This window comes from Flavobacterium supellecticarium (assembly GCF_004801375.1).
Taxonomy (GTDB): Bacteria; Bacteroidota; Bacteroidia; order Flavobacteriales; family Flavobacteriaceae; genus Flavobacterium; species Flavobacterium supellecticarium.
The window spans coordinates 122,243-144,926 of sequence record NZ_SSNZ01000004.1; the positions used below are offsets into that span (position 1 = coordinate 122,243).

Genomic DNA, 22,684 nt, shown 5'->3' on the forward strand with positions numbered 1-22,684 from the left:
TGTAAAACAGCGGGATTTTTATTTTTATAATAGGCTTAACATCTTTTTTCTATTTTTTTCTTATCTTTTTTCCGATATAAAAATTATTTCTAATCCTTTAAATTATTAGTATGGAGTTATACTATTCTTTTTCTATTTTACTCGTTTTAGCCTCATTTTTCGCCTATTTAAACCTTCGTTTTTTAAAACTTCCCTCGACTATTGGAGTAATGATCATCGCAATGATCACTTCGATTATTCTGGTTGTTTTCGGACACATTTTTCCGGATACCCTAACCCGGTTTTCCAAACTCATCGCCGAATTTGACTTTACCGAAGTCCTGATGGGTGCCATGTTAAACTTCCTGCTTTTTGCCGGCGCGATCCATATTAACATGCTGGATCTGAAAGAACAACGCTGGCCCATCATCGTCTTTTCAACATTAAGCGTTATTTTATCCACTCTGATCGTCGGTGTATTACTTTATAATATCTTACCCTTACTATCAATAGAAGTCCCGTTTATTTACTGTTTACTCTTCGGAGCACTTATCTCACCGACCGATCCTATTGCCGTATTGGGAATCCTGAAAAATGCTAATGTACCCAAATCGCTTGAAACCAAAGTTGCCGGTGAATCGTTGTTTAACGATGGTGTAGCAGTAGTGGTTTTTGCCGTAATCCTGCAATTGGCGCAAGGTCGCAACATCGATTTATCCTTTAGCCATATTTCCTGGTTGATCATCAAAGAAGCGCTGGGCGGATTCCTGTTAGGAATGGTATTAGGTATTACCGCGTCGAAAGCGATGCGTAAAATCGATGATTATAAAGTGTCCGTTTTAATTACATTATCCGTTGTTATGGGTGGTTATCTGATCGCTCATGCGATGCATATTTCCGGTCCGTTAACCATGGTGGCTGCCGGTCTTATCATTGGAAACTATGGTAAAAAAACCGCCATGTCTCCCATTACCAAAGATTATCTGAACAAATTCTGGGAACTGATCGATGAAATTATGAACGCCATTCTGTTCCTGTTTATCGGATTTGAATTGCTTTTGATTCCGGATATTTTGGGCTACTGGCAAATCGGTTTAATCTGTATACTGTTGGTATTATTCTCCCGTTTCCTTTCCATCTGGATTCCGACACTGGTGATTCCTTTTAAAGAAAAATTCAACCGCGGAACGATTAAAATCCTCGTTTGGGGTGGTTTACGTGGTGGTGTTTCAATTGCTTTGGCCTTATCAATCGAAGAAGGGCCACACAAACAAATGCTTCTTGCGATTACCTATTTTGTGGTAGTATTTTCGATTGTCGTACAAGGTTTAAGCATCGGAAAACTGGCCAATAAGGTATTACCAAAAGAGGCATAAATTTCCAATCTTTTCACACACCTGACAAACTTTTAAAACCTGTCTGATGTGTAAACTAAAAAGGCTGCTTTGATGATCAAAGCAGCCTTTTTTATAAAGATAAGCCAAAACATCTAAACAAACAGACAAAAAAGAATCTAAAAATCACCGTATGATCTTATATGTTAAATTTATAACACAATTTTAAATCATATGAAACAATTTTTATTCTTATTTTCTCTTTTAACCGGCTATTTGTCAATAGCACAAGTAAATATATATATCAACTATGTGGATGGTAAAATCAATTATGAGCCTGTTGAAAAATCAATTCAAACCGACACGAGTATCAATTTACATTATAAAGGTTTTCCTTCGCTGGCAAAAAAAGCTCACTTTTGGTTTATAATTATGCCATCCAAAGAAACATATACTGATTCTGATTTTTCGGATAAGAAAAATAGCATCAAATCAACCAACTATATTTATAAAGGAGGTGTTTTTACACATACTATTAACCGAGAAGGTAATTATAAAATTCTATTGGTAAAAGGCTCAAAATCAGAACATCCTAAATGGTGGCCACTGGGTACTTTTACAGTGACAAAGCAATTATCCATAGAAGATGGCTTTGAAAATCAAAAAACAATAGATCTCTATCCGAATCCTTCCGATGGTGTGTTTACCATCACGCCAAACGATTCTATTTCCGAAATTCAAATACTGGATCAATATGGTCGATCTATCTTAAAAACGCCCTCAGCCACATTCGATCTGACAAACTATCCCGGTGGTATTTATTATGTCGGCATCTATAATACGGATGGCACACAGATTAAAAGAAAAATCATTAAAAAATAAAAAATTATAAAGTATCCGTTTTCACACCTGACAGGTTTTTGAAACCTGTCAGGTGTGATCGATAAAAATAACAAAGCTGTCTTAAATAAGACAGCTTTGTTATTATAGCGTATCCGGAAATATTTTCCCCGGATTAAGAATGTTGTTCGGGTCAAATAGTGTTTTAATACCTTTCATCAGCAGCAGCTGTTTGTCGCTAAAAGCAATATCCATATAGTTTTTCTGTACGTAACCAATACCGTGTTCACCGGAAAGTGTTCCTTTTAAAGCAACCGTCAGCTCAAAAATTTCACGGATTCCTTTTGGCACTTCCGTTTTCCAGTTTTCGTCCGTCATAGCACCTTTGATGATATTCACATGTAAATTACCATCGCCGGCATGACCATAACAAACCGACTGAAAACCATATTTCGCTCCAATTATTTTGATTCCCTCCAAAAGTCGTGGTAATTCATAACGCGGTACAACGGTATCTTCTTCTTTGTAAACCGAATTCGCTTTTACCGCTTCGGCTACACCCCTTCTCATTTTCCATAATGCATTTTTCTGATCGTCGGAATCGGCAAAAAGGATTTCATCAATTTCAAACGATTCCAATACCTGCATGATTTTTTCGGCTTCGGCAAACAAAATATCCGGATAATTTCCATCGACTTCAATTAGTAAATGCGCTTCGATCGTTTCTTTTACCGGAACATTAATGCCATCGATAAACCGCAACGTCCAGTCAATCGCGTCACGCTCCATAAATTCGAGTGCACTCGGTACAATTCCCGCGCGAAAAATGGCCGATACCGCTTCGCAAGCTTCACCCGCTTTAAAAAACGGTACGAGCATCAATACATTATGATGATTTTTCGGTAGTAATTTCAACACTATTTTGGTAATGATTCCCAACGTACCTTCGCTCCCAACCAGCAATTGTGTCAGGTTATATCCTGTGGAATTTTTCAGTGTATTCGCTCCCGTCCAGATAATCTCACCGGTAGGCAACACCACTTCCAGATTCAGAACGTAATCTTTGGTCACTCCATATTTTACAGCACGGGCGCCACCGGCATTTTCGGCAACATTTCCACCGATAAAACAACTGCCGCGACTACTGGGATCGACCGGATAAAACAAACCTTTCTCCAGTACCGTATCCTGTAAAATCTGCGTAATAACAGCCGGTTCGGTGATTACCTGTAGATTTTTTTCATCAATTTCCAGAATCCGGTTTAATCGTTCGGTCGAAAGCGCAATGCCACCATGGATACTTAAAGCACCACCGCTTAAACCTGTACGCCCACCAATAGGAACCACCGGAATTGTATATTCATTCGCCAAAATAACTATAGCCGAAATTTCAGCAGCCGAAGCCGGTTTTACCACCACCTGAGGTGGAAATACCAGATCTTCCGTTTCATCATGTCCATAACTATTTCGGGTTTCTTCGTCGGTAAAAACATAAGAAACACCTACAATTCCCTGAAGCTTCGCTATAATTTCCGGATTCATATCGCTAAATTTTAAGTGAAAGTACTATTTCTTCTTAATATTCGGAAGGAAATACGCAATAAGTCCGATCAAAGGCAGAAAAGCGCAAATATGATACACAAACGTGATACTCGTATGATCGGCCAGATAACCCAACAACGCCGATCCCAGACCGCCCATTCCAAAGGCAAAACCATAGAATAATCCGGAAACCATTCCGAGTTTTTTAGGTAATAATTCCTGTGCATATACTAAGATTGCAGGGAAAGCCGACGATAGGATCACACCAATGATCATCGATAAGGCACCGGTCCAGAATAAATCGGCAAATGGCAATAACAATGTAAACGGTGCCACACCCAAAACCGAAAACCAGATTACATATTTACGTCCGAACTTATCCCCTAATGGCCCGCCTAAAAGTGTTCCGGCCGCCACCGACATCAGAAACAAAAACAAGTGAAACTGTGCATCCTGAACCGATACGTGGAATTTGTCCATCAGGTAAAATGTAAAATAACTTGACATACTCGCTGTATAGAAAAACTTGGAAAAGATCAGCAACAACAGGATCGCGATCGAAAGATTTACTTTTCCTTTTGAAAGGCTGTGCAGGATTTCCGGTTCTGTCTTTTTTGATTTTCGCAGGCTCAGGTGATCGCGATACCAAAATGCAATTCTACTCAATACCATCATCGCTATGATTGCAAAAATCAGGAACCACAAAATATACTGTTGTGAGTTGGGCACTACAAATAATGCGACCAATAAAGGTCCTATTGCCGTTCCGGCATTTCCACCGATCTGGAAAATCGATTGTGCCAATCCTCTTTTGCCGCCCGAAGCCAGATACGAAACCCGGGACGATTCCGGATGAAAAATGGACGATCCGATTCCAACCAAAATCACAGCTAACAAGATCATATAAAAACTGGTTGCATACGAAAGGGCAATAATCCCTACAGACGTAAACAACATTCCGTATAATTGCGAAAAGGGTTTTGGATATTTGTCGGTATAAAATCCAACAAACGGTTGTAAAATAGAAGCCGCCATCTGATACGAAAAAGTGATCAATCCGATCTGTGTAAAGGACAACTGAAAATTATCTTTTAATATCGGATAAACAGCCGGGATAACCGCCTGCAATAAATCGTTTAATAAATGCGCAAAACTTATCGAAAACAGGATCGAATACGCGGTTTTTTGCAACAGTTCCTGTGACGGGTTTGCTTCTAAAGCAATTTCATTGGTTTTCATGGTATTCTATAACTTTTTAGTAGCAACCGGTACCGGTATGGGCGCCGGGTTAATTTTTCCTTTTTTAGTATTGATATTCAAACGCAGAATAATGACAAAAGCCACTATCCCGGCAGTAGCCATTCCGCCCACCATTGGAAACAAGGTTTCATCGTGTAATGCACTTACAATTGCCGATAAAATCGCCCCGCAAACCATCTGCAAAAATCCAATTAATGCCGAAGCACTACCTGCATTTTCAGAAAACGGTGCCAAGGCCATTGCCGTACTGTTCGGTACTAATATTCCGAGGCAAAACAGGAACGTAAACAAATGCAAAATCAGGATTACGGGTGTAAACAATTGCAGTTGTAATAATGTGATCAACGACAAAGCCACAATAAATAAGGTTCCTCCGGACAGCGTAATAATTTGCAACGACGTTAATCGGTTTAACAACAAACGATTTAACTGGCTTCCTGCGATAAAACCCATCGCATTGATTCCGAAAACCCAGCCATACTGCGCTTCCGTTAATCCGAAATACTTCATAAACGCAAACGGTGATCCGCTGATATAGGCAAACATTCCTGCCATGGCCGCACTACCGGCAAAAGCGTAGAATAAAAAGGTCTTTTCAAAAAACACAGCTTTATAGTCACGGATACTATTGTTAAAATTAAGTGGCTCCGCAGTTTTTTCTTTTATACTCTCCGGCAGAAAAAAATACACCGCCAGGGTCAACAACAATCCGATTATCGCCAGCACATAAAAAATAGACCGCCAGTCGGAAACCGATACCACCCAACCACCGATAGAGGGCGCCAGAATCGGAGCCACACCTACGATTAACATCAGAATAGAAAATATTTTAGCAATCTCCGAAACCGGAAACAAATCGCGTACTACGGCCCTACTCACAACCATACCGACGCATCCGCCCAGTGCTAAAACAACCCGCATAGTGATCAACCAGTAAATCGAAGGGGAAAATGCACAACCGATCGAAGCCACGATAAACAATAACAACCCCAATAATAAAGGTTTCTTTCGTCCGAATTTATCAATAATCGGTCCGTAGAAAAGCTGGCCGATGCTAATTCCTATAAAATAACTGGTAAGCGACAGGGTAACCTGTGCGATATCCGTATGCAGTCCTTTCGCTATGGCCGGAAATGCAGGCAGGTACATATCGATACTGAAAGGAGCCAGAGCCGATAAACCTGCGAGGATAAAAAGGAGGGTATATTTTTGTTTAAACGTCATTATATTCGCAGTATCAAGGTGCAAATTTCGACAATCCGCGCCAATAATTTTTCTTAAAAAAAAGCCAAAATATTTTTTCTTTAAAAGAAGCGGCATACATTTGTAATACATTTTATTACAGTTATGATTACCGGTAAGTTTGCCATCACCACACATATACTAACGCTCTTAGCAAAATTCCCAGACGAATACATGGCTTCGGACTATATCGCCGGCAGCCTGAACATTCATCCGGTGTTGGTTCGCAAAGAAATTGCCAACCTTAAAAAACACCATTTGGTCGAAAGCAAAGAGGGAAAAAATGGCGGAACGAAGCTGATCAAACCAGCTGCGATGATCTCAATGGAAGCAATATTTAACATGACTTTCGAAAAGATGAGCTTTGGTTTCTCGAAAAACGATCCAAACCCGGAATGTCCGGTTGGCAAACAAATCAATAATAATCTGACTGCTTTATATGACGACATCAACATAGCGATTGTCAATAAATTGAAGTCCATCTCGCTTGAAGAATTCAGTGAGCAGTTCTGATATTTTTTTACTCAAAACTGTAACAAATTTTATTATATATAGAAATATGAAAATAGCCATTATCGGAGCCACAGGATTTGTAGGTTCTACCCTTTTAGATGAAATTAGCAACCGCAACCACCAGGTTACCGCTATTGCCCGAAATCCGAACACAACAACCCATACTAATGTAAACTGGGTAAAAGCCGACATTTTTAATGTTTCGGAACTTGCCAACGTATTAGCCGGTCATGACGTAGTGATCAGCGCTTATAATTCCGGATGGACCAACCCAAATATTTACGATGATTTTATCAACGGTTCCAAAGCCATTCAGGAAGCCGTAAAACAATCGGGTGTAAAACGTTATATCGTGATTGGTGGCGCCGGAAGTTTATTTGTGGCTCCTGGTTTACAAGCTGTAGACACTCCGGATTTCCCAAAAGAATACCATGCCGGAGCTTCTGCCGCACGTGACTACCTAAACTTTTTAAAAGACGAAAAAGAACTGGATTGGGCCTTTTTTAGTCCGGCATTCGAAATGCATCCCGGTATTACCACCGGAAGAACCGGTAACTATCGTTTAGGTTTGGACAACCCGGTATTTGATAACAATCAGCGTAGTATCTTATCAGTTCAGGATTTGGCCGTAGTTATTGCCGATGAAACCGAAAACCCAAAACACCATCAGGTACGCTTTACAGCCGCTTACTAATTTTCCTTCTAATTTAACTCAGGGTGCACAATATTCAATTCGACTTGAAGATTGTGCACTTTTTCTTTAATTTTACAGTTTAAAACTATCCAGTGGCACACAAGAAATCGCATCCTACGGCTTTACATGAAAAAGACGGTATTGAACAACCGGAAATTGTCAGTTCGGACTCAGTAGCCCAAATCCGGCAATACCGCCGTCAACAACCGACATCGGAACAACTGATTGCCGGGATTTTGAGCGGAGACAAAATTGCATTGAGTCGTGCCATCACTTTAATTGAAAGCACGAGTACCACCCATCTGGAAAAAGCCAATGAAATTATCAAAGCCTGTTTACCGTATGCCAATAAATCGGTACGCGTTGGGATAACCGGTGTACCCGGAGTTGGAAAAAGTACCTTTATCGAAGCTTTTGGAAAATACCTGACCGGATTAGGTAAAAAAGTGGCCGTATTGGCTGTCGATCCGAGTAGTTCAATTTCTCATGGCAGTATTTTGGGTGATAAAACCCGAATGGAAGAATTGGTAAAAGACGAAAATGCCTATATCCGACCGTCGGCATCAGGAGAAAGTCTTGGCGGTGTAGCGCGTAAAACCCGTGAAACGATCATTCTTTGCGAAGCCTGCGGATTTGACACCATCCTAATTGAAACCGTTGGCGTTGGTCAGAGTGAAACGGCGGTACACAGTATGGTCGATTTCTTTCTGTTGTTAAATCTGGCCGGAGCCGGAGACGAACTACAAGGAATCAAACGTGGAATCATGGAAATGGCCGATGCGATTGTGATCAACAAAGCGGACGGCGACAACATCAAGCGCGCCCGACTGGCGAAAACCGAGTACAACCGGGCCTTACATTTATTTCCGATGAAAAACTCCGGATGGTCTCCTAAAGTAACCACCTGTAGTGCTTTAACGCAGGAAGGCATTCCGGATGTTTGGAACACCATTGAAGAATACTTTACACTCACCCGAGAAAACGGTTATTTTCATCAAAAACGAAAAGAACAAAACCAATATTGGTTATTGGAGACAATTAATGAACAGTTAAAACAGAATTTCTATAACCATCCCGACATTCAGATCTTACTGGAGGAAAACAAAAAAGCGGTGCAAAACAATGAAATATCACCGTTTGCAGCCGCTAAATTATTACTTGACAACTATTTTAAATAGGCTTACTCTTCGTAACGCTCCATCTCACGGTCGTAAAACTCACCTGCAAGTTGGATTAATTTTTCCATTTCGGCCTCCATATCTTCCTCATCCTCATCGTCCAGTTCTTCCAAAAACTCAATCGAGTCATCTTTAAGGTTGATCAAGAAACGAGGGTATTCCAGGTGGATAATAAAAATATCATCCGGAAAATCGGTGTTATCGGCCAGTACAAATTTTGGTAATTCCATATGGTTCTTATTTAATTCTCTTAATTAATAATTTTGGTAACTGCTTTAGCATCATCCAGAAGCAATTTTCGCGTCAGACGGCTAAAGCGAATATACAAAAATATTGCTGCAGTGGTTAATCCGGCTAATAATCCGATCCAGATTCCTTCGCCTCCCAATTTGGTATACAAGCCCAGATAAATCGAAATTGGAAATCCGATTACCCAATAGGCAACAAAAGTAATATACATCGGGATTTTCACATCCTGAATACCACGTAAAGCTCCTAAAACTGCTACCTGTACTCCATCCGAAATCTGGAAAACTGCCGCTACAATTAGTAAACGGGAAGCGATATGGATTACTTCAGCAGTATCGGCTATATGGGCGGCACTATTCGCATTGACAAAAAGTGCTGGTAATATCTGATGCAAACCTACAAACAATAAAGCAAAAATCGTCTCAATGATAATTGCCAACAGGAAAATGGAACGCGCCACTACCTGCAATTTTTTATAATCCTGCATTCCTTTGTAATTTCCAACGCGCACCATCCCGGCCACACTTAGTCCGGAAGCAAACATAAAGGTAAACGAAGCCATACTCAATGCGATCTGATTGGCCGCCTGACTGGTTGTTCCCAGTCGGCCGGAAAGCCATACGGCACCGGTAAACAAAGCTACTTCGAAAAACATCTGCATCGAAGACGGTAAGCCCAACGCAATAATTTTTTTACTCATCGATTTTTTGATCGCTGCTAAACGGAATCCTTCAAAATAGGGTTTAAACTTTTCTTTTGTTTTTAGGGCATAATGCATATAGATCAGCATTACAAAACGGGACGATACGGTACCTATAGCTGCCCCGACAATTCCCATTTTGGGGAAAATCCAGATTCCATAGATCAGAAAATAATTAATGATCAGGTGAACTATATTACAAATCACCGTAGCCCACATGGCATATTTGGTTTCCGACTTTCCATCGGCAAACTGTTTATACCCCTGAAAAATGATAAGCGGAATCAACGAAAAAGCGACAATATCCAGAAATGGTCTTGCCATTTCCACCACTTCTTCCGGTTGTCCCATAAAACGAATAATCGGTTTTGAAAAATAGATCAGCGCAAACAATGAAATTCCCAATATCGTACACAATACCAGTCCGTGATGGAAAACACTTCTCCCCTTTTCGAGGCTCTTTTCACCATCGGCTTCTGCGATCAAAGGCGTTATAGCCGTAGAAAAACCTACGCCCAGCGACATGGCAATAAATACAAAACTATTCCCAAGGGAAACGGCCGCCAATTCGGTTGGTCCGAGCTTACCCACCATAATATTATCCACGATAGCCACCAGGGTATGCCCCAGCATCCCCAAAATAATCGGGTAGGCCAATCGCAGGTTATAACCAAACTCTTTTGTGTATACCGAGAATCTCATTTTACTCCATTTTCCGGCAAAGGTAAGAACTTGCCACGCCATAGTACCATTAAAAATAGTAATTTTCAGTCCAGCCAAAAAAAGAATACAAAATATTAAAAATCAATATTTTACACTGTTTTAATACGCTATTTCATATTAAATTAACATAAAATTAAGTTTTAAAAAATAACAAAATGGCCTGATTGTTGTTAAAATCCATATTGTTAAACATAAAACGTATTAAATATGAAAAATGTTAAAAGGCTTTTAGGACTGACTGCGATAGCTTCAGCACTATTCTTCTCGACAGATTCCCAGGCTCAGACACAGGGATATGAAAAAGGATGGCGTGTAGGGTTCGGACTAAACGGAGGGATTCCGATAAACAGTTCGTACGACTTCAGTTTAGGAGCAGATGCGCGATTGCAATACGATTTAACGCAAAAAACGTCATTGGCCGCCACAACAGGGTATACCCATTTGTTCAGCAAGGAAGCAGACGGTGGTTTTATTCCGGCCAAACTGGGTTTTAAATCCTTTTTAGGAAACCAGATTTATGTTTTGGGTGAAGTCGGTGCCGGTATTGGAGTCAAAGACGGTATGGGAACTTCCTTCCTTTGGGCACCCGGGATTGGTATTGCAACCAAAAACATCGACATTAGCCTGCGCTATGAAGATTACAACCATTTTAATACCGGACAGGTGTCACTCCGCCTGGCCTACGGCTTTAAATTATAACAGGAAAATGGTGATATTTTTTTAGCATTAATTCGAAAAATGTTCGTAAAATATCACTACCTTTATAAGTGAATTCTCTGGATAATCAACAACTTATAAATCACTTCTAATGAAAAAAGTAATTCTAGCCGTAGTTTGTATCGCTTTTGCGATGACCTCGTGTAAAAAAGAAAACAAAGCCGATAGTGACGGAGCAAACACTGAAAAAAGCAGCACGTCACTGGCAAAAAGTAGTGAAAATGTATTGGATTGGGACGGAACTTATAAAGGTGTAACCCCTTGTGCCGATTGTGAAGGTATCGAAACCACCGTTACCCTTAACCGGGATAAAACGTATGTGATGACGACCAAATACCAGGGCAAAGGGAACGACATCCTCCAGGTAACAGGATCCTTCAGCTGGAGTGATGATGGCAGTACAGTAGAACTGGAAAATATAAAAGATGGCCCGAACAAGTTTTTGGTAGGCGCCAATCAGTTGATCATGCTGGACATGGAAGGAAAAAAAATAACCGGGGCACTTGCAAAGAAATATGTTTTAAACAAAGAGATGAATGTCCCAGAAAATTAAACGAATATGAAAAAAGTAACTTTATCATTACTAACCCTGGCTTTAGTTTCCATAGGCTGTAACACTGCTAAAAAAACAACCGCAACCGCTTCCCTCGAAGGAACCAAATGGAAATTGGTTGAATTAAACGGAAAACCGGTTTCACAAACCCAAATGGGTAAGGATGTTTACCTGCAGTTGGACGCAAAAGACCATCGCATTTCAGGGTTTAGTGGTTGTAATGGTTTTGGCGGTACCTATACCCTTAAAGAAGGAAGCCGTATCGAACTTTCACAATTAATGGGTACACTGATGGCTTGTCCGGATCTGGACACCGAAACCGCTTTTTTAGAAGTACTTCGCACTGTGGATAATTACAACCACAACGGTAAAACATTACAACTAAATAAAGCCCGAATGGCGCCACTGGCAAAATTTGAAGCTGCAAAATAAAAAAAACGCCTCCGGGCGTTTTTTTTGTACTTACTCCTTTTGTAAGGCATCGCGATAAGATACGATATGCTTTTTAATTTCCGGATCCAATTCCGGCTCTTTAATGTCCGTATATTTTTCCAGCTCGTCTAATATTGTTTTTGCTACGATATAACGACACGTCTCTTTATTATCAGCCGGAACCACATACCAGGGCGCATGTTTTTTGGATGTATTATTAATCGCTTCTTCATAATACTGCTGGTATTCGTCCCATCTAGCCCGCTCTTTTAAATCCCCGGGTGAAAATTTCCAGTTGTGCTCCTCTTTGTCCAAACGTCGTAACAAGCGCTGACGCTGCTCTTCCTTACTCAAATGCAGAAAAAACTTTAAAACAATGGTACCATTTTGGACAATATGCTTTTCAAAATTATTGATCTGCTCGTACCGCTTTTGCCAGAAATCGGCCGGTATATCGGCTACCGATTCGATTCCGGGTAAATTCTCATTCAGTATATATTCCGGATGTACACGAGTGACCAGTACATTTTCGTATTGCGTACGATTAAAAACGGAGAACTTTCCTTTTTCCGGTAACGCCATATAATGCCGCCATAAATAATCGTGTTCCAGTTCGGACGAATTGGGTGTTTTAAAACTATGCACTACCACGCCACGGGAATTAAATTCCTTAAAAACTTCCCGAATCAGACTATCTTTTCCGGCGGTATCCATTCCCTGCAAACAAATCAGTACGCCATAGCGATTGTGTGCATACATTTTGTCCTGAAGTTTGCTCAGTTTTTCTCTGGTTTTTTCCAATGCTTTGGATTTCTTTTTTTCGGAAGTATCTATATTTAAAGCAGTCGGTAAATCAGATAATTTAATGCTACTGTCCACTCTAAAATCATCGCACTTAATAGTTTTCATACGCCTGGGGAATTAGATGTTTCTATAAAAATAAGAATATTTTGACGCATTCGGAAGAATTTTCCGTGGCTTTTTCCGCAACTTTCAAAAATAATGCGGTACTTTGATAGTACTAATTAAGCGCATCATCATGAATCGACTTACTTTGGAATTATTATTTCAGATCATCGGCGTCGGATCGGCTTCCGGGCTTATTTTCGACCATTCCGTTTTGAATATAATCAGCGATAACAGCTCCTATTTATACGAATACGAAACCAAATCGGCGAATCTTAAACGCCATCCGTTATTGGAAAACCCGGCTGAAAACATCGCCAAAAAAATCAAACCCGATTTTGAAGCGATTACTTCGTATGCCGACACCTTATATCTTTTCGGATCAGGGTCTACAGTAAACCGAAACAAAATGGTAAAAGTAAATGCAAAGACCAAAAAAGTTGTATCAGTGGTTGATATTTCCGACTTATATGCAGCCATGCAAACCTTTGCCGGGCTTAGTTCCGAAAATTTTAATATCGAAGGCGTGGCCTATAATGGCAAAAGCTGGTACTTTTTTAACAGAGGCAATGGTACAACCGGAAAAAATATTGTTTTTACGATAGAAGGTAAAAACCTGGTGGATGATTTTAATATTATTTTCAGCGAATTAAAACTACCGAAAATCAAAGGGGTGCGTACCGGTTTTACCGATGCGACATTGGTTCAGGACAAGCTTTATTTTTTGGCCGCGGCCGAAGACACCAATTCGACCTATAACGACGGAGCGGTTTTAGGAAGTGTAATCGGGCGGATCGACATCGAAAAAATGAAAATTGATTTTACCCGAACGATAACGGACACTCATAAATTTGAAGGACTTACCTTGTATGCTGATTCTGAAGCGGAAATTTCCTTTTTACTATGCGAAGACAATGATACCGAAAAACTCCAAGCCGATATCTATCGTTTGCGCTTAAAAAAATAAACATTTTTCTTTAATTAAATCGTTACACTATTCCAATACCCGTTGTTGTCTACGGATATTTTTTTTTGTAATCTGCTAACAGTATAAACAAAAATTAATATTGGAATACAGTTATTTACAAAAATAATTCTTACATTTATAAGGAACTCTTTCTGATAAAAATTTGTTAATCCCAACAAAAAGCAGTGTCATCCGCACTGGAGTTCCTATTTTTGTAGTTGCTTAAACAACCATTGTTATGGAAACCATTTTTACTACGGAGAATCTATATAACTTACTATCGGGTCGCATTCCGTCGGCCTTCAATCGCGCTTTATTAAACCAGTTTAAAGCCAATGGCATCAACTTAACCAAAGAACAATGGTCCATTTTGGCTGTTTTATGGAAAAAAGATGGTTGCTCCCAACAAGTGCTGGCCGACGAAACCTATCGTGACAAACCCAGCATCACCCGTTTAATTGATCATTTGGAAAAAGAAGGCTTAGCCGAACGTCGTCCGGATAAAAAAGACCGACGTCTGAACCTGATTTTCCTAACCGAACAAGGTCGGTCGTTGGAAGAAGGCGCTATGAAAGTCGTTGATCAGACCGTTAACTCAGCCGTACGCGATATCGATCCGGAAGTTATTCAATTGGTAAGAGACACTTTTATTCGGATTTATAATAACCTGGAAACAAAAAAATAAAATGAAAAAACACGTACTACTCTCTTTGATTTCACTCTTTTGTCTGGCGGAAGGCTATTCGCAGATAGCGGTTTCGGCTTCACTGGACGATGCGATACAAAAAGCATTGGCAAAGAGCAGTTCGGTAAAAAACAAAGAACTGGAAATCGAAAAACTAAATCTGCAAAAAAAGAGTATCTGGAATAAATACATCCCAACGGTAGAAGCTACGGCGATGTATCTATATTTCGACAACCGGATGACCATCGATTTACCTACGGTTACGGTTGCCAATTATCCGTTATTGGATGGTAAGACTTCCTTTGACAACTACGGGAATATTTTTCATGGCGGTGTTATGGCCAAAACGGTACTCTTCAGCGGACTTCAGATACCAAACGGTGCGAAAGCGATCGAACAAAAAGCGATCGGAACCGCCTACTTAACCGAATCGGAAAAAGACGGTATCGTAAAAGATGTGATTAACACTTTTGATCAGCTGGCACTTCTGGACGAAGTCGAACGCCTGATCAACGACAGTGAGAAACGTCTAAATGCTGAGACTTTACGCGTAACAAAAGCTATTGAACAAGGATTGGCTATCCCGTATGACCGGGATAAAATAAAACTGGCGACACTGGAACTTTCGTCCAAAAAAATCGAAATGGAAGGAAAACGCAAAGTCGTACTCAAAAAAATAAGTTACCTGACCGGTTATTCAAATGAAGAAATCAAAAACGTACAGTACCAACTGGCTCCGTATTTAATCAGTCAAAATCTGACAACTGATAACAAACAGGAAATCAAAGCACTGGAATCATTTAAATCGGCTTATCACTATGCATTGAAAAAAGAAAAAGGAACCTTCCTGCCAACTTTAGGTGCTTTTGGAGGCGTTACCTATTCCAGTTTATTTGATGCGAATGCGACCACACCGCCACTTCCGATATTCGGTCAACCGCTAAATTTAGGCTTGAACGAACTTACCATTAGTCAGAACTGGATTATTGGTGCGGCTTTAAAATGGGAAATTTTTAGTGGTTTTGAACGCAAACACAAAGTTCACGAAGCGAAAATCAACATCGAACAGGTTCAAAATCAGATTGACGACACCAAAGAAAAACTACAGTTGTTACTGGAAAACAATTATGCCAATTATAACGTGTTGAATCAGAAAACGGAAATCGCCGATCAACAGGAAAAAGTAGCCCGTAACAATTTGAATCTGGCGATCAAACAATACAAAGAAGGACTGATCAATATTTCCGAACGACTGGAAGCCGAAAACGATATGTATAAAGCCGCATTAAACAAAGTCAGTACATTAATCGAACAACGTCTGTCGGCCATCGAAACCGTGATCGCAACCGGCGAACTTACCAATTATTTATCCAAATAAAACCAGCATTATGAAACATACACTTACGCTACTAGCCTCAGTTTCCTTACTTATTGGATGTAATAAGCCCGAAAACGACAAAAAGATACAAGGGAAGGTCGAAAAAGAACAGATTGCCGTTGTGAGCAAAGTTCCGGGTAAGCTTGTCAAAATATTTGTCAAAGAAGGCGACCTGGTTCATAAAGGCGATACGTTGGCCATACTGGATATCCCGGAAGTTGACGCTAAAAAAAGTCAGGCCGAAGGTGCCGTTATTTCGGCCAAAGCACAATACAATATGGCCGTTAAAGGCGCGACAGATAACCAGATCAAACAATTGGAAGCCAAGCAAAAAGCCCTGAAAGAACAATATGATTTTGCCCAAAAATCCATTCGTAGATTGAGCAATATGCTAAAAGACTCACTGGTTTCCCAACAAACCTATGACGAAGCTTTTGCCAAATACCAGGGCGCACAATCCCAATATATAGCCGTACAAGCCGAACTGGACGATGCCAAAAAAGGGGCACGAATCGAACAACAAACCATGGCTCTAGGACAACAGGATCGTGCTTTGGGTGCACTCAAAGAAGTAGAAACCGCCGATAAAGAGCGGTATGTCATCGCACCACAGGATATGAGTATCGAGACAATCACATTGAGTGTAGGTGAATTGGCATTACCCGGTTATACCTTGTTTAACGGTTATGTTGACAATTCGTTGTATTTCCGATTTACACTACCGGAAAGCCAATTGGATAAAGTCAAAAAAGGACAGGAATTATCCGTTTATGTACCGTATAAAAAGCAGGATTTTAAAGGCAAAGTGACCACGATCAAACAATTGGGAGCCTACGGAAACATTGCAACCGCCTACCCGGATTATGAAATGCAGGAAAGTTTGTTTGAGATCAAAATAACGCCTATCGACACCAATGCATCCAAAGACCTGATCACCAAAACCACAGTCACTTTAGCACTATAAGCCTATGGAAAATTTCGGATCACTGATAAAAAGAGAATTTCGGTTTTTCTGGCAGAACAAAGTCCTCCGTTTATTATTTATCGGAGCACCATTGCTCTATGGTATCTTGCTGGGTTATGTATACGGCAAAGGAAAAGTAACCGATTTACCCATCGTAGTTGTAGACGAAGATCGCAGTGAAATGAGCGCCAAGGCGATCCAGATGTTTCAGGACAACGAAGTACTGAACATCGCCGCAACCTTATATGATCAGAACAATTTATCGCAGATTGCAATCGATAAAGAAGCCACCTGTGTAGTATTGATTCCCAAAGGTTTTGAAAAAAAGGTACTCACCAAAAAGTATCCTGAGATCGTCACGATTGTCAATACTTCCAACGTACTAACGGCCAATTATGCTTCAACCGCTTTACAGGTTTGCCTCGGAACCCTGAAAGCCGGCGTACAAATCGAAACGCTGCGCAAACAAGGTACACCGGAAAATCTGGTTATGACACAATACGAGCCGTTCCGAACCACCTTTATCAAAAAATACAACCGCAGTACCAACTATATGTATTTCTTATGGCCAGGTGTTTTGGCTACGGTTTTACAACAGGTTTTATTATTGGGACTCGCCTTATCGTTTGCATCGGAATATGAAAACGAAACGTTTAAAGAATTGGTACAAAAATGCCCATCGCTATTAAAACTGATCACGATAAAAATTGTTCCGTATCTGATTATGAGTTTTGGTTTATGGATTTTATACTGGTTGTTTACCCTATGGTTCCGTATTCCGTTTTTCGATAATTTAGGACCGCTGACATTTGTAGCCGGTATTTTTGTGATTGCGGTTTGTTTTATCGGTATTTTGGTCAGTATCCTGATTCCGAACCAGCTTAAAGCCACCGAAATCCTAATGGTCATTGCGACACCAAGTTTTATTTTGAGTGGCTTTACATGGCCGTTAAGTCAGATGCCATTTTGGGTACAATGTGTCGCCGATGTCATTCCGCTAACGCATTTCTTAAAAGCTTTTCGTATTCTGATTATCGAGAATGGTGATTTATCCCAAACGGTAAGTGCGATCCGGAATATGATACTAATTGCCGTAATCTGCGGAATTGCTTCGTATGTGGCATTGTATTTTAAACGCAAAGCCGTACTTAAAGAAGAATAACTTTAAATGTTACAGCTGACAGGTTTTGAAAACAATTGGTTCTTATAGCAAAACACCTGACAGGTTTTGGAAACCTGTCAGGTGTAATCAACGCAATAAAAAAGAGCGGCTCTACACCGCTCTTTCTTTTTTATTTTTCAATTTCCCTAAGGTTTTCCATTTTCTTAAATTCCAGGAATCCTTTGATATCTTCGAAATGCTCCCGTACACGTTTGTTTCCAAACTCAAATACTTTGGTTGCCAATCCGTCCAAAAAGTCCCTGTCGTGCGACACCAGAATCAACGTACCGTCGAAATCTTTTAAGGCATCCTTAATGATATCTTTGGTTTTCATATCCAGGTGGTTTGTTGGCTCATCCAGAATCAATACGTTAACCGGCTCCAATAATAACTTGATCATTGCCAAACGTGTTTTTTCTCCTCCGGATAATACTTTTACTTTTTTCGTGGTATTATCACCGCTAAACATAAAAGCCCCTAATAAATCTTTGATTTTGGTACGGATATCGCCTACCGCGATATGATCGATTGTTTCAAAAACCGTTAGATTCTCATCTAATAAAGACGCCTGATTCTGAGCAAAATACCCCACTTTTACATTGTGTCCCACTTCCAGTTTTCCTTCGAAATCGATCTCCTTCATAATCGCTTTGATCATCGTCGATTTTCCTTCTCCGTTCTTTCCGACAAAGGCTACTTTCTGTCCGCGTTCGATCACCATACTGGCATTTTTAAACACCACATGATCACCATACGATTTTGAAAGCTCTTCCACTACAACCGGATATTGCCCCGAACGTGGCGACGGTGGGAATTTCAGGCGTAATGCCGAAGTATCCACTTCATCCACTTCAACCAGTTCCAGTTTTTCAAGCATTTTTACCCGCGACTGTACCTGTAAGGTTTTGGAATAGGTACCTTTAAAACGATCGATAAACTCCTGCGTTTCGGCAATCATTTTTTGTTGTTCATCGTAGGCCTTTTGCTGGTGAATTCGTCGGTCTTTACGCAATTCCAGATAATCGGAATATTTAGCTTTATAATCGTAAATACGTCCCATCGTTACTTCGATTGTACGATTCGTGATATTGTCGACAAAAGCACGGTCGTGGGAAATGACCATTACCGCTTTAGCCGAATTGATCAAGAAATCTTCCAACCATTGAATACTTTCAATATCCATGTGGTTGGTTGGCTCATCCAACAGAATTAAATCCGGTTTTTGTAATAATATTTTAGCCAGTTCGATTCGCATACGCCATCCACCACTAAATTCGGATGTCGGGCGGTTAAAATCTTCACGAACAAACCCCAGTCCTTTTAATACTTTTTCAACTTCCGCTTCGTAATTAACTTCTTCGATCGAATAAAATTTTTCGCTTAATTCCGAAACCCTTTCGATCAGCTTCATATAATCATCACTTTCGTAATCGGTACGAACGGTCAGTTGCTCATTCAGATCATCGATTTCGGTTTTCATTGCAAAAATCGCGGCAAATGCTTTTGAGGTTTCTTCAAAAACTGTCGCATCATCCTTTGTTAGCAAATGCTGTGGCAAATAGGCTATCACGGCTTCTTTTGGTGCCGATATCGCTCCGGTAGACGGTTTATTTACACCTGCAATAATCTTTAACAAAGTCGATTTACCCGCTCCGTTTTTCCCCATTAAGGCGATTTTGTCATTTTCATTGATGGCGAAAGTCACATCACTAAATAATGTTGTACCTCCAAACTGCACCGAAATATCGTTAACTGTAATCATGTTATGGTTGTATGCCTTTTAATTTTAAGGCGCAAAGATAGTTTTTTATTAGACAGTTCCTGTGGAATTTACCGTAAGTTTTTGGAAATAAAAAAACCGGTAACTACCGGCTTTTTATCAGTTTAGATATATAGATTTTCGTCTTCGGCTTCTTCTCCGTATTCTTCCAAACCGAATAAATACGGTTCGATCATGGTCTTGTCGGCCAATGCTTCGACACGTTCCGTCAAGGCATGTGCAAAAAACACCCGTTGCGTTTTTTCGATACTATTCGACAATCGCAAAATTATCGCATCCTGACGCAAACGGAATATTTCGTCGGCATCATCTACGATAAATAACTTTACCGTGTTAATGTTAAATCCGGCCGAAGAAAACATCGCGTTTATTTTATGGGGTGTCCCAACCAAAATATCCACGCCCAATGAAATCTGGTTTTTATCGTAATCGATATCCCCTTTGTCGTGCGCTCCAAAAACGCGAAGGTTATGGTAATTTCCGAGTTTACGGAACAAATCGACCATTTTCAACACTTCTTCTTTGTCTTTCACGATAACCATCGCCCGTGTGGATTCTCCTTCTGCTTTTTCCAGTTTCTGAATTACGGTATATACAATTGTTGTGGATTTCCCACCATTATCCGGCATGATCACCACTGCATCGGCACCACTTTTCAACGTTCCGAAACACTCCTTCTGGATTTCGTTAGGCTCGGTAATACCGTTTTCTACCAAAGCCTGCGCCAGTTTTTCGTCTATTTTTTTTAATTTCATATGATAATCCCTAAAAAAGAACCGGTTTCCCTGTTCTTTTATATTATTTACTTGCAAACATTTTTACGTCATTTTCAGAAATCTCAGCGCCTCCCAATATGATCAATCGTTCGATTACATTTCGAAGTTCCCGGATATTCCCGGTCCAATCGTATTCCTGTAATAGTTTAATCGCCTGAGCCGAAAACTTTTTACAGGTACTTCCCTGTTCGGAGGCTATTTTTTCGGCGAAATGTGTCACCAATAACGGAATATCTTCACGTCGATCGTTTAATGCCGGTACCTTGATCAAAATAACCGCCAAACGATGGTATAAATCTTCACGGAAACGTCCCTCTTCAATTTCCTTTTTCAGATCTTTATTGGTGGCGGCTACAACACGTACATCCACTTTGATATCTTTATCCGCGCCAACTCTTGTGATCATATTTTCCTGTAACGCCCGTAATACTTTAGCCTGAGCCGACAAACTCATATCTCCGATCTCATCCAGGAAGATTGTTCCTTTATCGGCTGCTTCAAACTTTCCGGCGCGATCTTTAACCGCCGATGTAAAAGCGCCTTTAACATGACCAAACAATTCACTTTCGATCAATTCCGACGGAATGGCGGCACAATTCACTTCGATTAGCGGTGCAGTTGAACGCTCGCTTTTTTCGTGTAACTGATGCGCCACAAGTTCCTTACCGGTTCCGTTTGGTCCGGTGATCAATACTCTGGCTTCAGTAGGCGCAACTTTATCGATCATGTCTTTAATCTGATTAATTGCATCGCTATTTCCGACCATTTCATAATTTTTACTGACTTTTTTCTTCAGTATTTTATTTTCGATTACGAGTTTTTTACGATCCAAAGCATTGCGAACCGTATTTAATAAACGGTTTAAATCGGGTGGTTTGGAGATATAATCGAAAGCGCCCAAACGCATGGTATTTACAGCCGTTTCCAAATCGCCATGACCGGAGATCATCACCATTGGGATTTCGGGTTTTATTTTTTTTACGGCTTCCAGTACTTCTTCTCCATCCATTTTCGGCATTTTAATATCGCACAGTACCAGATCGTAATCTTCATTTTTGATTTTTTCCAATCCCTGTAATCCATCTTCCGCTTCTTCTACTTTGTAAGTATCGTTTTCTTCTGAAAGTATTTTGGACAAGACTCTTCTGATGGCTGCTTCGTCTTCTATGATTAGTATTTTGGGCATTATCGACCGTATTTGAAAGTTATCGTTTGCTAAAATAACAAAAAGCAAAACAAAGTTTGTGAAGTTTATGCTAAACTCCTGTTCCAAAAAAACAATTTAGCGGTTCAGGATTGTAATTTCCCGTTGCGGGAATGGTATGCTAATATTATGTTGTCGGAAAACAGCATCAATTTTAAATCGGATTTCACTTTGGATCTTAGGACTTTTCATGCCATCGCTAACCGAAAAACTCACGGCAAAATCCAGAGACGAATCGCCAAAATCCTGAAAAAGGACGGTAATTCCTTCATCAACCACTACCCCTTCCGTTTCCCGAACACAGTCTTCCAGTAATTTTTTAACCAGTTGCACATCGCTGCCATAGGCTACACCAACAGTTACCTGTTCGCGGTTCGTACTGTTATTTTGTGTCCAGTTAAAAAGCGTTTCACTCATAAACTGATGGTTCGGAATAATCATAACCCTGTCGTTACGGGTTACAGCCCGGGTGGTACGCAAACGGATTTCGGTTACTTTTCCGACTTTTCCATCCACTTCGATAACATCGCCCACATGTAACGACTGATCCAATATCATCAAAATTCCGGAAATAATATCCTGAAAAAAGGTTTGTAACGCCAGCCCGATTCCAACAAAAAGTGCTGCAGAAGCGGTTAGAAAGACGTTCATATTGACACCGGAAGCATGCAGCGTGAACATCACCACAAATATGTAGGCGATATACTTAAAAAATTGAAATACGCCTACAAATTTATTTTTATCCTGCTCCGGTATTTTTTTAATAATGATTCTGAAGATAATCCGTAGCACAATACCGGTGAACATAAAAGCGAAAATCAAGACCAGCAGATCGAACACCGAAAAATCGATGCTTTTGGTGTCGATCAACCTAAATCCCAATATATTCTTTATATGTTCCAGCAT

Annotated in this window: 23 protein-coding genes; 13 read left to right on the forward strand and 10 right to left on the reverse strand. The window is 40.2% G+C overall.

Annotated elements, in window-relative coordinates:
* The first annotated feature begins 110 nt into the window (after positions 1–110).
* Positions 111–1,355, forward strand: a complete 1,245-nt coding sequence (locus E6C50_RS11155; protein ID WP_136403310.1) for a cation:proton antiporter — start codon at positions 111–113, stop codon at positions 1,353–1,355.
* 192 nt (positions 1,356–1,547) lie between these two features.
* Complete coding sequence (locus E6C50_RS11160; protein WP_136403311.1) at positions 1,548–2,195, forward strand: T9SS type A sorting domain-containing protein; 648 nt, start codon at positions 1,548–1,550, stop codon at positions 2,193–2,195.
* Positions 2,196–2,297: 102 nt separating this feature from the next.
* Here the strand turns inward: E6C50_RS11160 and E6C50_RS11165 are convergent, their stop codons facing one another.
* Genes E6C50_RS11165 through E6C50_RS11175 form a run of 3 tightly spaced genes read right to left on the reverse strand, consistent with a single transcriptional unit; the run spans position 2,298 to position 6,179 of the window.
* A complete protein-coding gene (locus E6C50_RS11165; protein WP_136403312.1) occupies positions 2,298–3,695 on the reverse strand; it encodes an FAD-binding oxidoreductase in 1,398 nt (465 codons plus the stop codon).
* Between the two features lie 24 nt (positions 3,696–3,719).
* On the reverse strand, positions 3,720–4,934 hold the full coding sequence (locus E6C50_RS11170) for an MFS transporter (protein ID WP_136403313.1): 1,215 nt from the start codon (positions 4,932–4,934) through the stop codon (positions 3,720–3,722).
* A gap of 6 nt (positions 4,935–4,940) precedes the next feature.
* The gene (locus E6C50_RS11175) at positions 4,941–6,179 is read right to left on the reverse strand and encodes a multidrug effflux MFS transporter (RefSeq protein ID WP_136403314.1); all 1,239 of its coding nucleotides are present in this window, start codon (positions 6,177–6,179) and stop codon (positions 4,941–4,943) included.
* A gap of 123 nt (positions 6,180–6,302) precedes the next feature.
* Here E6C50_RS11175 and E6C50_RS11180 point away from each other — a divergent pair, with 123 nt between their 5' ends.
* From E6C50_RS11180 to meaB, 3 genes are all read left to right on the forward strand, one after another.
* Positions 6,303–6,710, forward strand: a complete 408-nt coding sequence (locus E6C50_RS11180; protein ID WP_136403315.1) for an RrF2 family transcriptional regulator — start codon at positions 6,303–6,305, stop codon at positions 6,708–6,710.
* Positions 6,711–6,756: 46 nt separating this feature from the next.
* Entirely contained in the window at positions 6,757–7,404 is a 648-nt protein-coding gene (locus E6C50_RS11185) for an NAD(P)-dependent oxidoreductase (RefSeq protein WP_136403316.1), read from the forward strand.
* Positions 7,405–7,496: 92 nt separating this feature from the next.
* Positions 7,497–8,582, forward strand: coding sequence for a methylmalonyl Co-A mutase-associated GTPase MeaB (gene meaB / locus E6C50_RS11190; RefSeq protein WP_136403317.1), 1,086 nt, complete (start codon positions 7,497–7,499; stop codon positions 8,580–8,582).
* Between the two features lie 2 nt (positions 8,583–8,584).
* On the opposite strand, the gene E6C50_RS11195 is transcribed toward meaB, so the two are convergent.
* Both E6C50_RS11195 and E6C50_RS11200 read right to left on the reverse strand, forming a co-directional pair.
* A complete protein-coding gene (locus E6C50_RS11195; RefSeq protein ID WP_136403318.1) occupies positions 8,585–8,812 on the reverse strand; it encodes a hypothetical protein in 228 nt (75 codons plus the stop codon).
* A gap of 20 nt (positions 8,813–8,832) precedes the next feature.
* Positions 8,833–10,233 (reverse strand): MATE family efflux transporter, encoded by a 1,401-nt coding sequence (locus E6C50_RS11200; protein ID WP_136403396.1) that lies wholly within the window; start codon positions 10,231–10,233, stop codon positions 8,833–8,835.
* Between the two features lie 228 nt (positions 10,234–10,461).
* On the opposite strand from E6C50_RS11200, the gene E6C50_RS11205 reads away from it, so the two are divergent.
* The 3 genes from E6C50_RS11205 to E6C50_RS11215 all read left to right on the forward strand — a co-directional run bounded on the left by E6C50_RS11205 (position 10,462) and on the right by E6C50_RS11215 (position 11,956).
* Positions 10,462–10,953 carry a hypothetical protein gene (locus tag E6C50_RS11205; RefSeq protein WP_136403319.1) on the forward strand — a complete coding sequence of 164 codons (492 nt, stop codon included), beginning with the start codon at positions 10,462–10,464 and terminating at the stop codon, positions 10,951–10,953.
* A 109-nt stretch (positions 10,954–11,062) separates the two neighbouring features.
* A complete protein-coding gene (locus E6C50_RS11210; protein ID WP_136403320.1) occupies positions 11,063–11,524 on the forward strand; it encodes a copper resistance protein NlpE in 462 nt (153 codons plus the stop codon).
* A gap of 6 nt (positions 11,525–11,530) precedes the next feature.
* Positions 11,531–11,956, forward strand: coding sequence for an META domain-containing protein (locus tag E6C50_RS11215; protein ID WP_136403321.1), 426 nt, complete (start codon positions 11,531–11,533; stop codon positions 11,954–11,956).
* A gap of 30 nt (positions 11,957–11,986) precedes the next feature.
* On the opposite strand, the gene E6C50_RS11220 is transcribed toward E6C50_RS11215, so the two are convergent.
* On the reverse strand, positions 11,987–12,865 hold the full coding sequence (locus tag E6C50_RS11220; RefSeq protein WP_136403322.1) for a PPK2 family polyphosphate kinase: 879 nt from the start codon (positions 12,863–12,865) through the stop codon (positions 11,987–11,989).
* A 130-nt stretch (positions 12,866–12,995) separates the two neighbouring features.
* On the opposite strand from E6C50_RS11220, the gene E6C50_RS11225 reads away from it, so the two are divergent.
* The 5 genes from E6C50_RS11225 to E6C50_RS11245 all read left to right on the forward strand — a co-directional run bounded on the left by E6C50_RS11225 (position 12,996) and on the right by E6C50_RS11245 (position 18,018).
* Positions 12,996–13,829 (forward strand): DUF6929 family protein, encoded by an 834-nt coding sequence (locus E6C50_RS11225; RefSeq protein ID WP_136403323.1) that lies wholly within the window; start codon positions 12,996–12,998, stop codon positions 13,827–13,829.
* A gap of 238 nt (positions 13,830–14,067) precedes the next feature.
* Positions 14,068–14,514, forward strand: a complete 447-nt coding sequence (locus E6C50_RS11230; RefSeq protein WP_136403324.1) for a MarR family winged helix-turn-helix transcriptional regulator — start codon at positions 14,068–14,070, stop codon at positions 14,512–14,514.
* 1 nt (position 14,515) lies between these two features.
* The gene (locus E6C50_RS11235) at positions 14,516–15,892 is read left to right on the forward strand and encodes a TolC family protein (protein ID WP_136403325.1); all 1,377 of its coding nucleotides are present in this window, start codon (positions 14,516–14,518) and stop codon (positions 15,890–15,892) included.
* A gap of 10 nt (positions 15,893–15,902) precedes the next feature.
* Positions 15,903–16,856 (forward strand): HlyD family secretion protein, encoded by a 954-nt coding sequence (locus E6C50_RS11240; protein WP_136403326.1) that lies wholly within the window; start codon positions 15,903–15,905, stop codon positions 16,854–16,856.
* Positions 16,857–16,860: 4 nt separating this feature from the next.
* On the forward strand, positions 16,861–18,018 hold the full coding sequence (locus tag E6C50_RS11245) for an ABC transporter permease (RefSeq protein ID WP_136403327.1): 1,158 nt from the start codon (positions 16,861–16,863) through the stop codon (positions 18,016–18,018).
* A 130-nt stretch (positions 18,019–18,148) separates the two neighbouring features.
* Here E6C50_RS11245 and E6C50_RS11250 read toward each other — a convergent pair whose 3' ends face one another.
* From E6C50_RS11250 to E6C50_RS11265, 4 genes are all read right to left on the reverse strand, one after another.
* The gene (locus tag E6C50_RS11250) at positions 18,149–19,780 is read right to left on the reverse strand and encodes an ABC-F family ATP-binding cassette domain-containing protein (protein ID WP_136403328.1); all 1,632 of its coding nucleotides are present in this window, start codon (positions 19,778–19,780) and stop codon (positions 18,149–18,151) included.
* 122 nt (positions 19,781–19,902) lie between these two features.
* The gene (locus E6C50_RS11255; protein ID WP_136403329.1) at positions 19,903–20,553 is read right to left on the reverse strand and encodes a DEAD/DEAH box helicase; all 651 of its coding nucleotides are present in this window, start codon (positions 20,551–20,553) and stop codon (positions 19,903–19,905) included.
* Between the two features lie 43 nt (positions 20,554–20,596).
* Positions 20,597–21,760 carry a sigma-54-dependent transcriptional regulator gene (locus E6C50_RS11260; RefSeq protein WP_136403330.1) on the reverse strand — a complete coding sequence of 388 codons (1,164 nt, stop codon included), beginning with the start codon at positions 21,758–21,760 and terminating at the stop codon, positions 20,597–20,599.
* A 96-nt stretch (positions 21,761–21,856) separates the two neighbouring features.
* Entirely contained in the window at positions 21,857–22,684 is an 828-nt protein-coding gene (locus E6C50_RS11265; RefSeq protein ID WP_136403331.1) for a mechanosensitive ion channel family protein, read from the reverse strand.

Bases quoted from the DNA above. Each gene is read 5' to 3' on its own strand.
- E6C50_RS11210 (WP_136403320.1), top strand. From the start codon at position 11,063: ATGAAAAAAGTAATTCTAGCCGTAGTTTGTATCGCTTTTGCGATGACC.
- E6C50_RS11220 (WP_136403322.1), bottom strand. From the start codon at position 12,865: ATGAAAACTATTAAGTGCGATGATTTTAGAGTGGACAGTAGCATTAAA.
- E6C50_RS11245 (WP_136403327.1), top strand. From the start codon at position 16,861: ATGGAAAATTTCGGATCACTGATAAAAAGAGAATTTCGGTTTTTCTGG.
- E6C50_RS11265 (WP_136403331.1), bottom strand. From the start codon at position 22,684: ATGCTGGAACATATAAAGAATATATTGGGATTTAGGTTGATCGACACC.
- E6C50_RS11195 (WP_136403318.1), bottom strand. From the start codon at position 8,812: ATGGAATTACCAAAATTTGTACTGGCCGATAACACCGATTTTCCGGAT.
- E6C50_RS11155 (WP_136403310.1), top strand. From the start codon at position 111: ATGGAGTTATACTATTCTTTTTCTATTTTACTCGTTTTAGCCTCATTT.
- E6C50_RS11200 (WP_136403396.1), bottom strand. From the start codon at position 10,233: ATGAGATTCTCGGTATACACAAAAGAGTTTGGTTATAACCTGCGATTG.
- E6C50_RS11215 (WP_136403321.1), top strand. From the start codon at position 11,531: ATGAAAAAAGTAACTTTATCATTACTAACCCTGGCTTTAGTTTCCATA.
- E6C50_RS11185 (WP_136403316.1), top strand. From the start codon at position 6,757: ATGAAAATAGCCATTATCGGAGCCACAGGATTTGTAGGTTCTACCCTT.
- E6C50_RS11165 (WP_136403312.1), bottom strand. From the start codon at position 3,695: ATGAATCCGGAAATTATAGCGAAGCTTCAGGGAATTGTAGGTGTTTCT.
- E6C50_RS11225 (WP_136403323.1), top strand. From the start codon at position 12,996: ATGAATCGACTTACTTTGGAATTATTATTTCAGATCATCGGCGTCGGA.
- E6C50_RS11250 (WP_136403328.1), bottom strand. From the start codon at position 19,780: ATGATTACAGTTAACGATATTTCGGTGCAGTTTGGAGGTACAACATTA.
- E6C50_RS11180 (WP_136403315.1), top strand. From the start codon at position 6,303: ATGATTACCGGTAAGTTTGCCATCACCACACATATACTAACGCTCTTA.
- E6C50_RS11175 (WP_136403314.1), bottom strand. From the start codon at position 6,179: ATGACGTTTAAACAAAAATATACCCTCCTTTTTATCCTCGCAGGTTTA.
- E6C50_RS11235 (WP_136403325.1), top strand. From the start codon at position 14,516: ATGAAAAAACACGTACTACTCTCTTTGATTTCACTCTTTTGTCTGGCG.
- E6C50_RS11170 (WP_136403313.1), bottom strand. From the start codon at position 4,934: ATGAAAACCAATGAAATTGCTTTAGAAGCAAACCCGTCACAGGAACTG.
- E6C50_RS11230 (WP_136403324.1), top strand. From the start codon at position 14,068: ATGGAAACCATTTTTACTACGGAGAATCTATATAACTTACTATCGGGT.
- E6C50_RS11260 (WP_136403330.1), bottom strand. From the start codon at position 21,760: ATGCCCAAAATACTAATCATAGAAGACGAAGCAGCCATCAGAAGAGTC.
- E6C50_RS11255 (WP_136403329.1), bottom strand. From the start codon at position 20,553: ATGAAATTAAAAAAAATAGACGAAAAACTGGCGCAGGCTTTGGTAGAA.
- E6C50_RS11160 (WP_136403311.1), top strand. From the start codon at position 1,548: ATGAAACAATTTTTATTCTTATTTTCTCTTTTAACCGGCTATTTGTCA.
- E6C50_RS11205 (WP_136403319.1), top strand. From the start codon at position 10,462: ATGAAAAATGTTAAAAGGCTTTTAGGACTGACTGCGATAGCTTCAGCA.
- E6C50_RS11240 (WP_136403326.1), top strand. From the start codon at position 15,903: ATGAAACATACACTTACGCTACTAGCCTCAGTTTCCTTACTTATTGGA.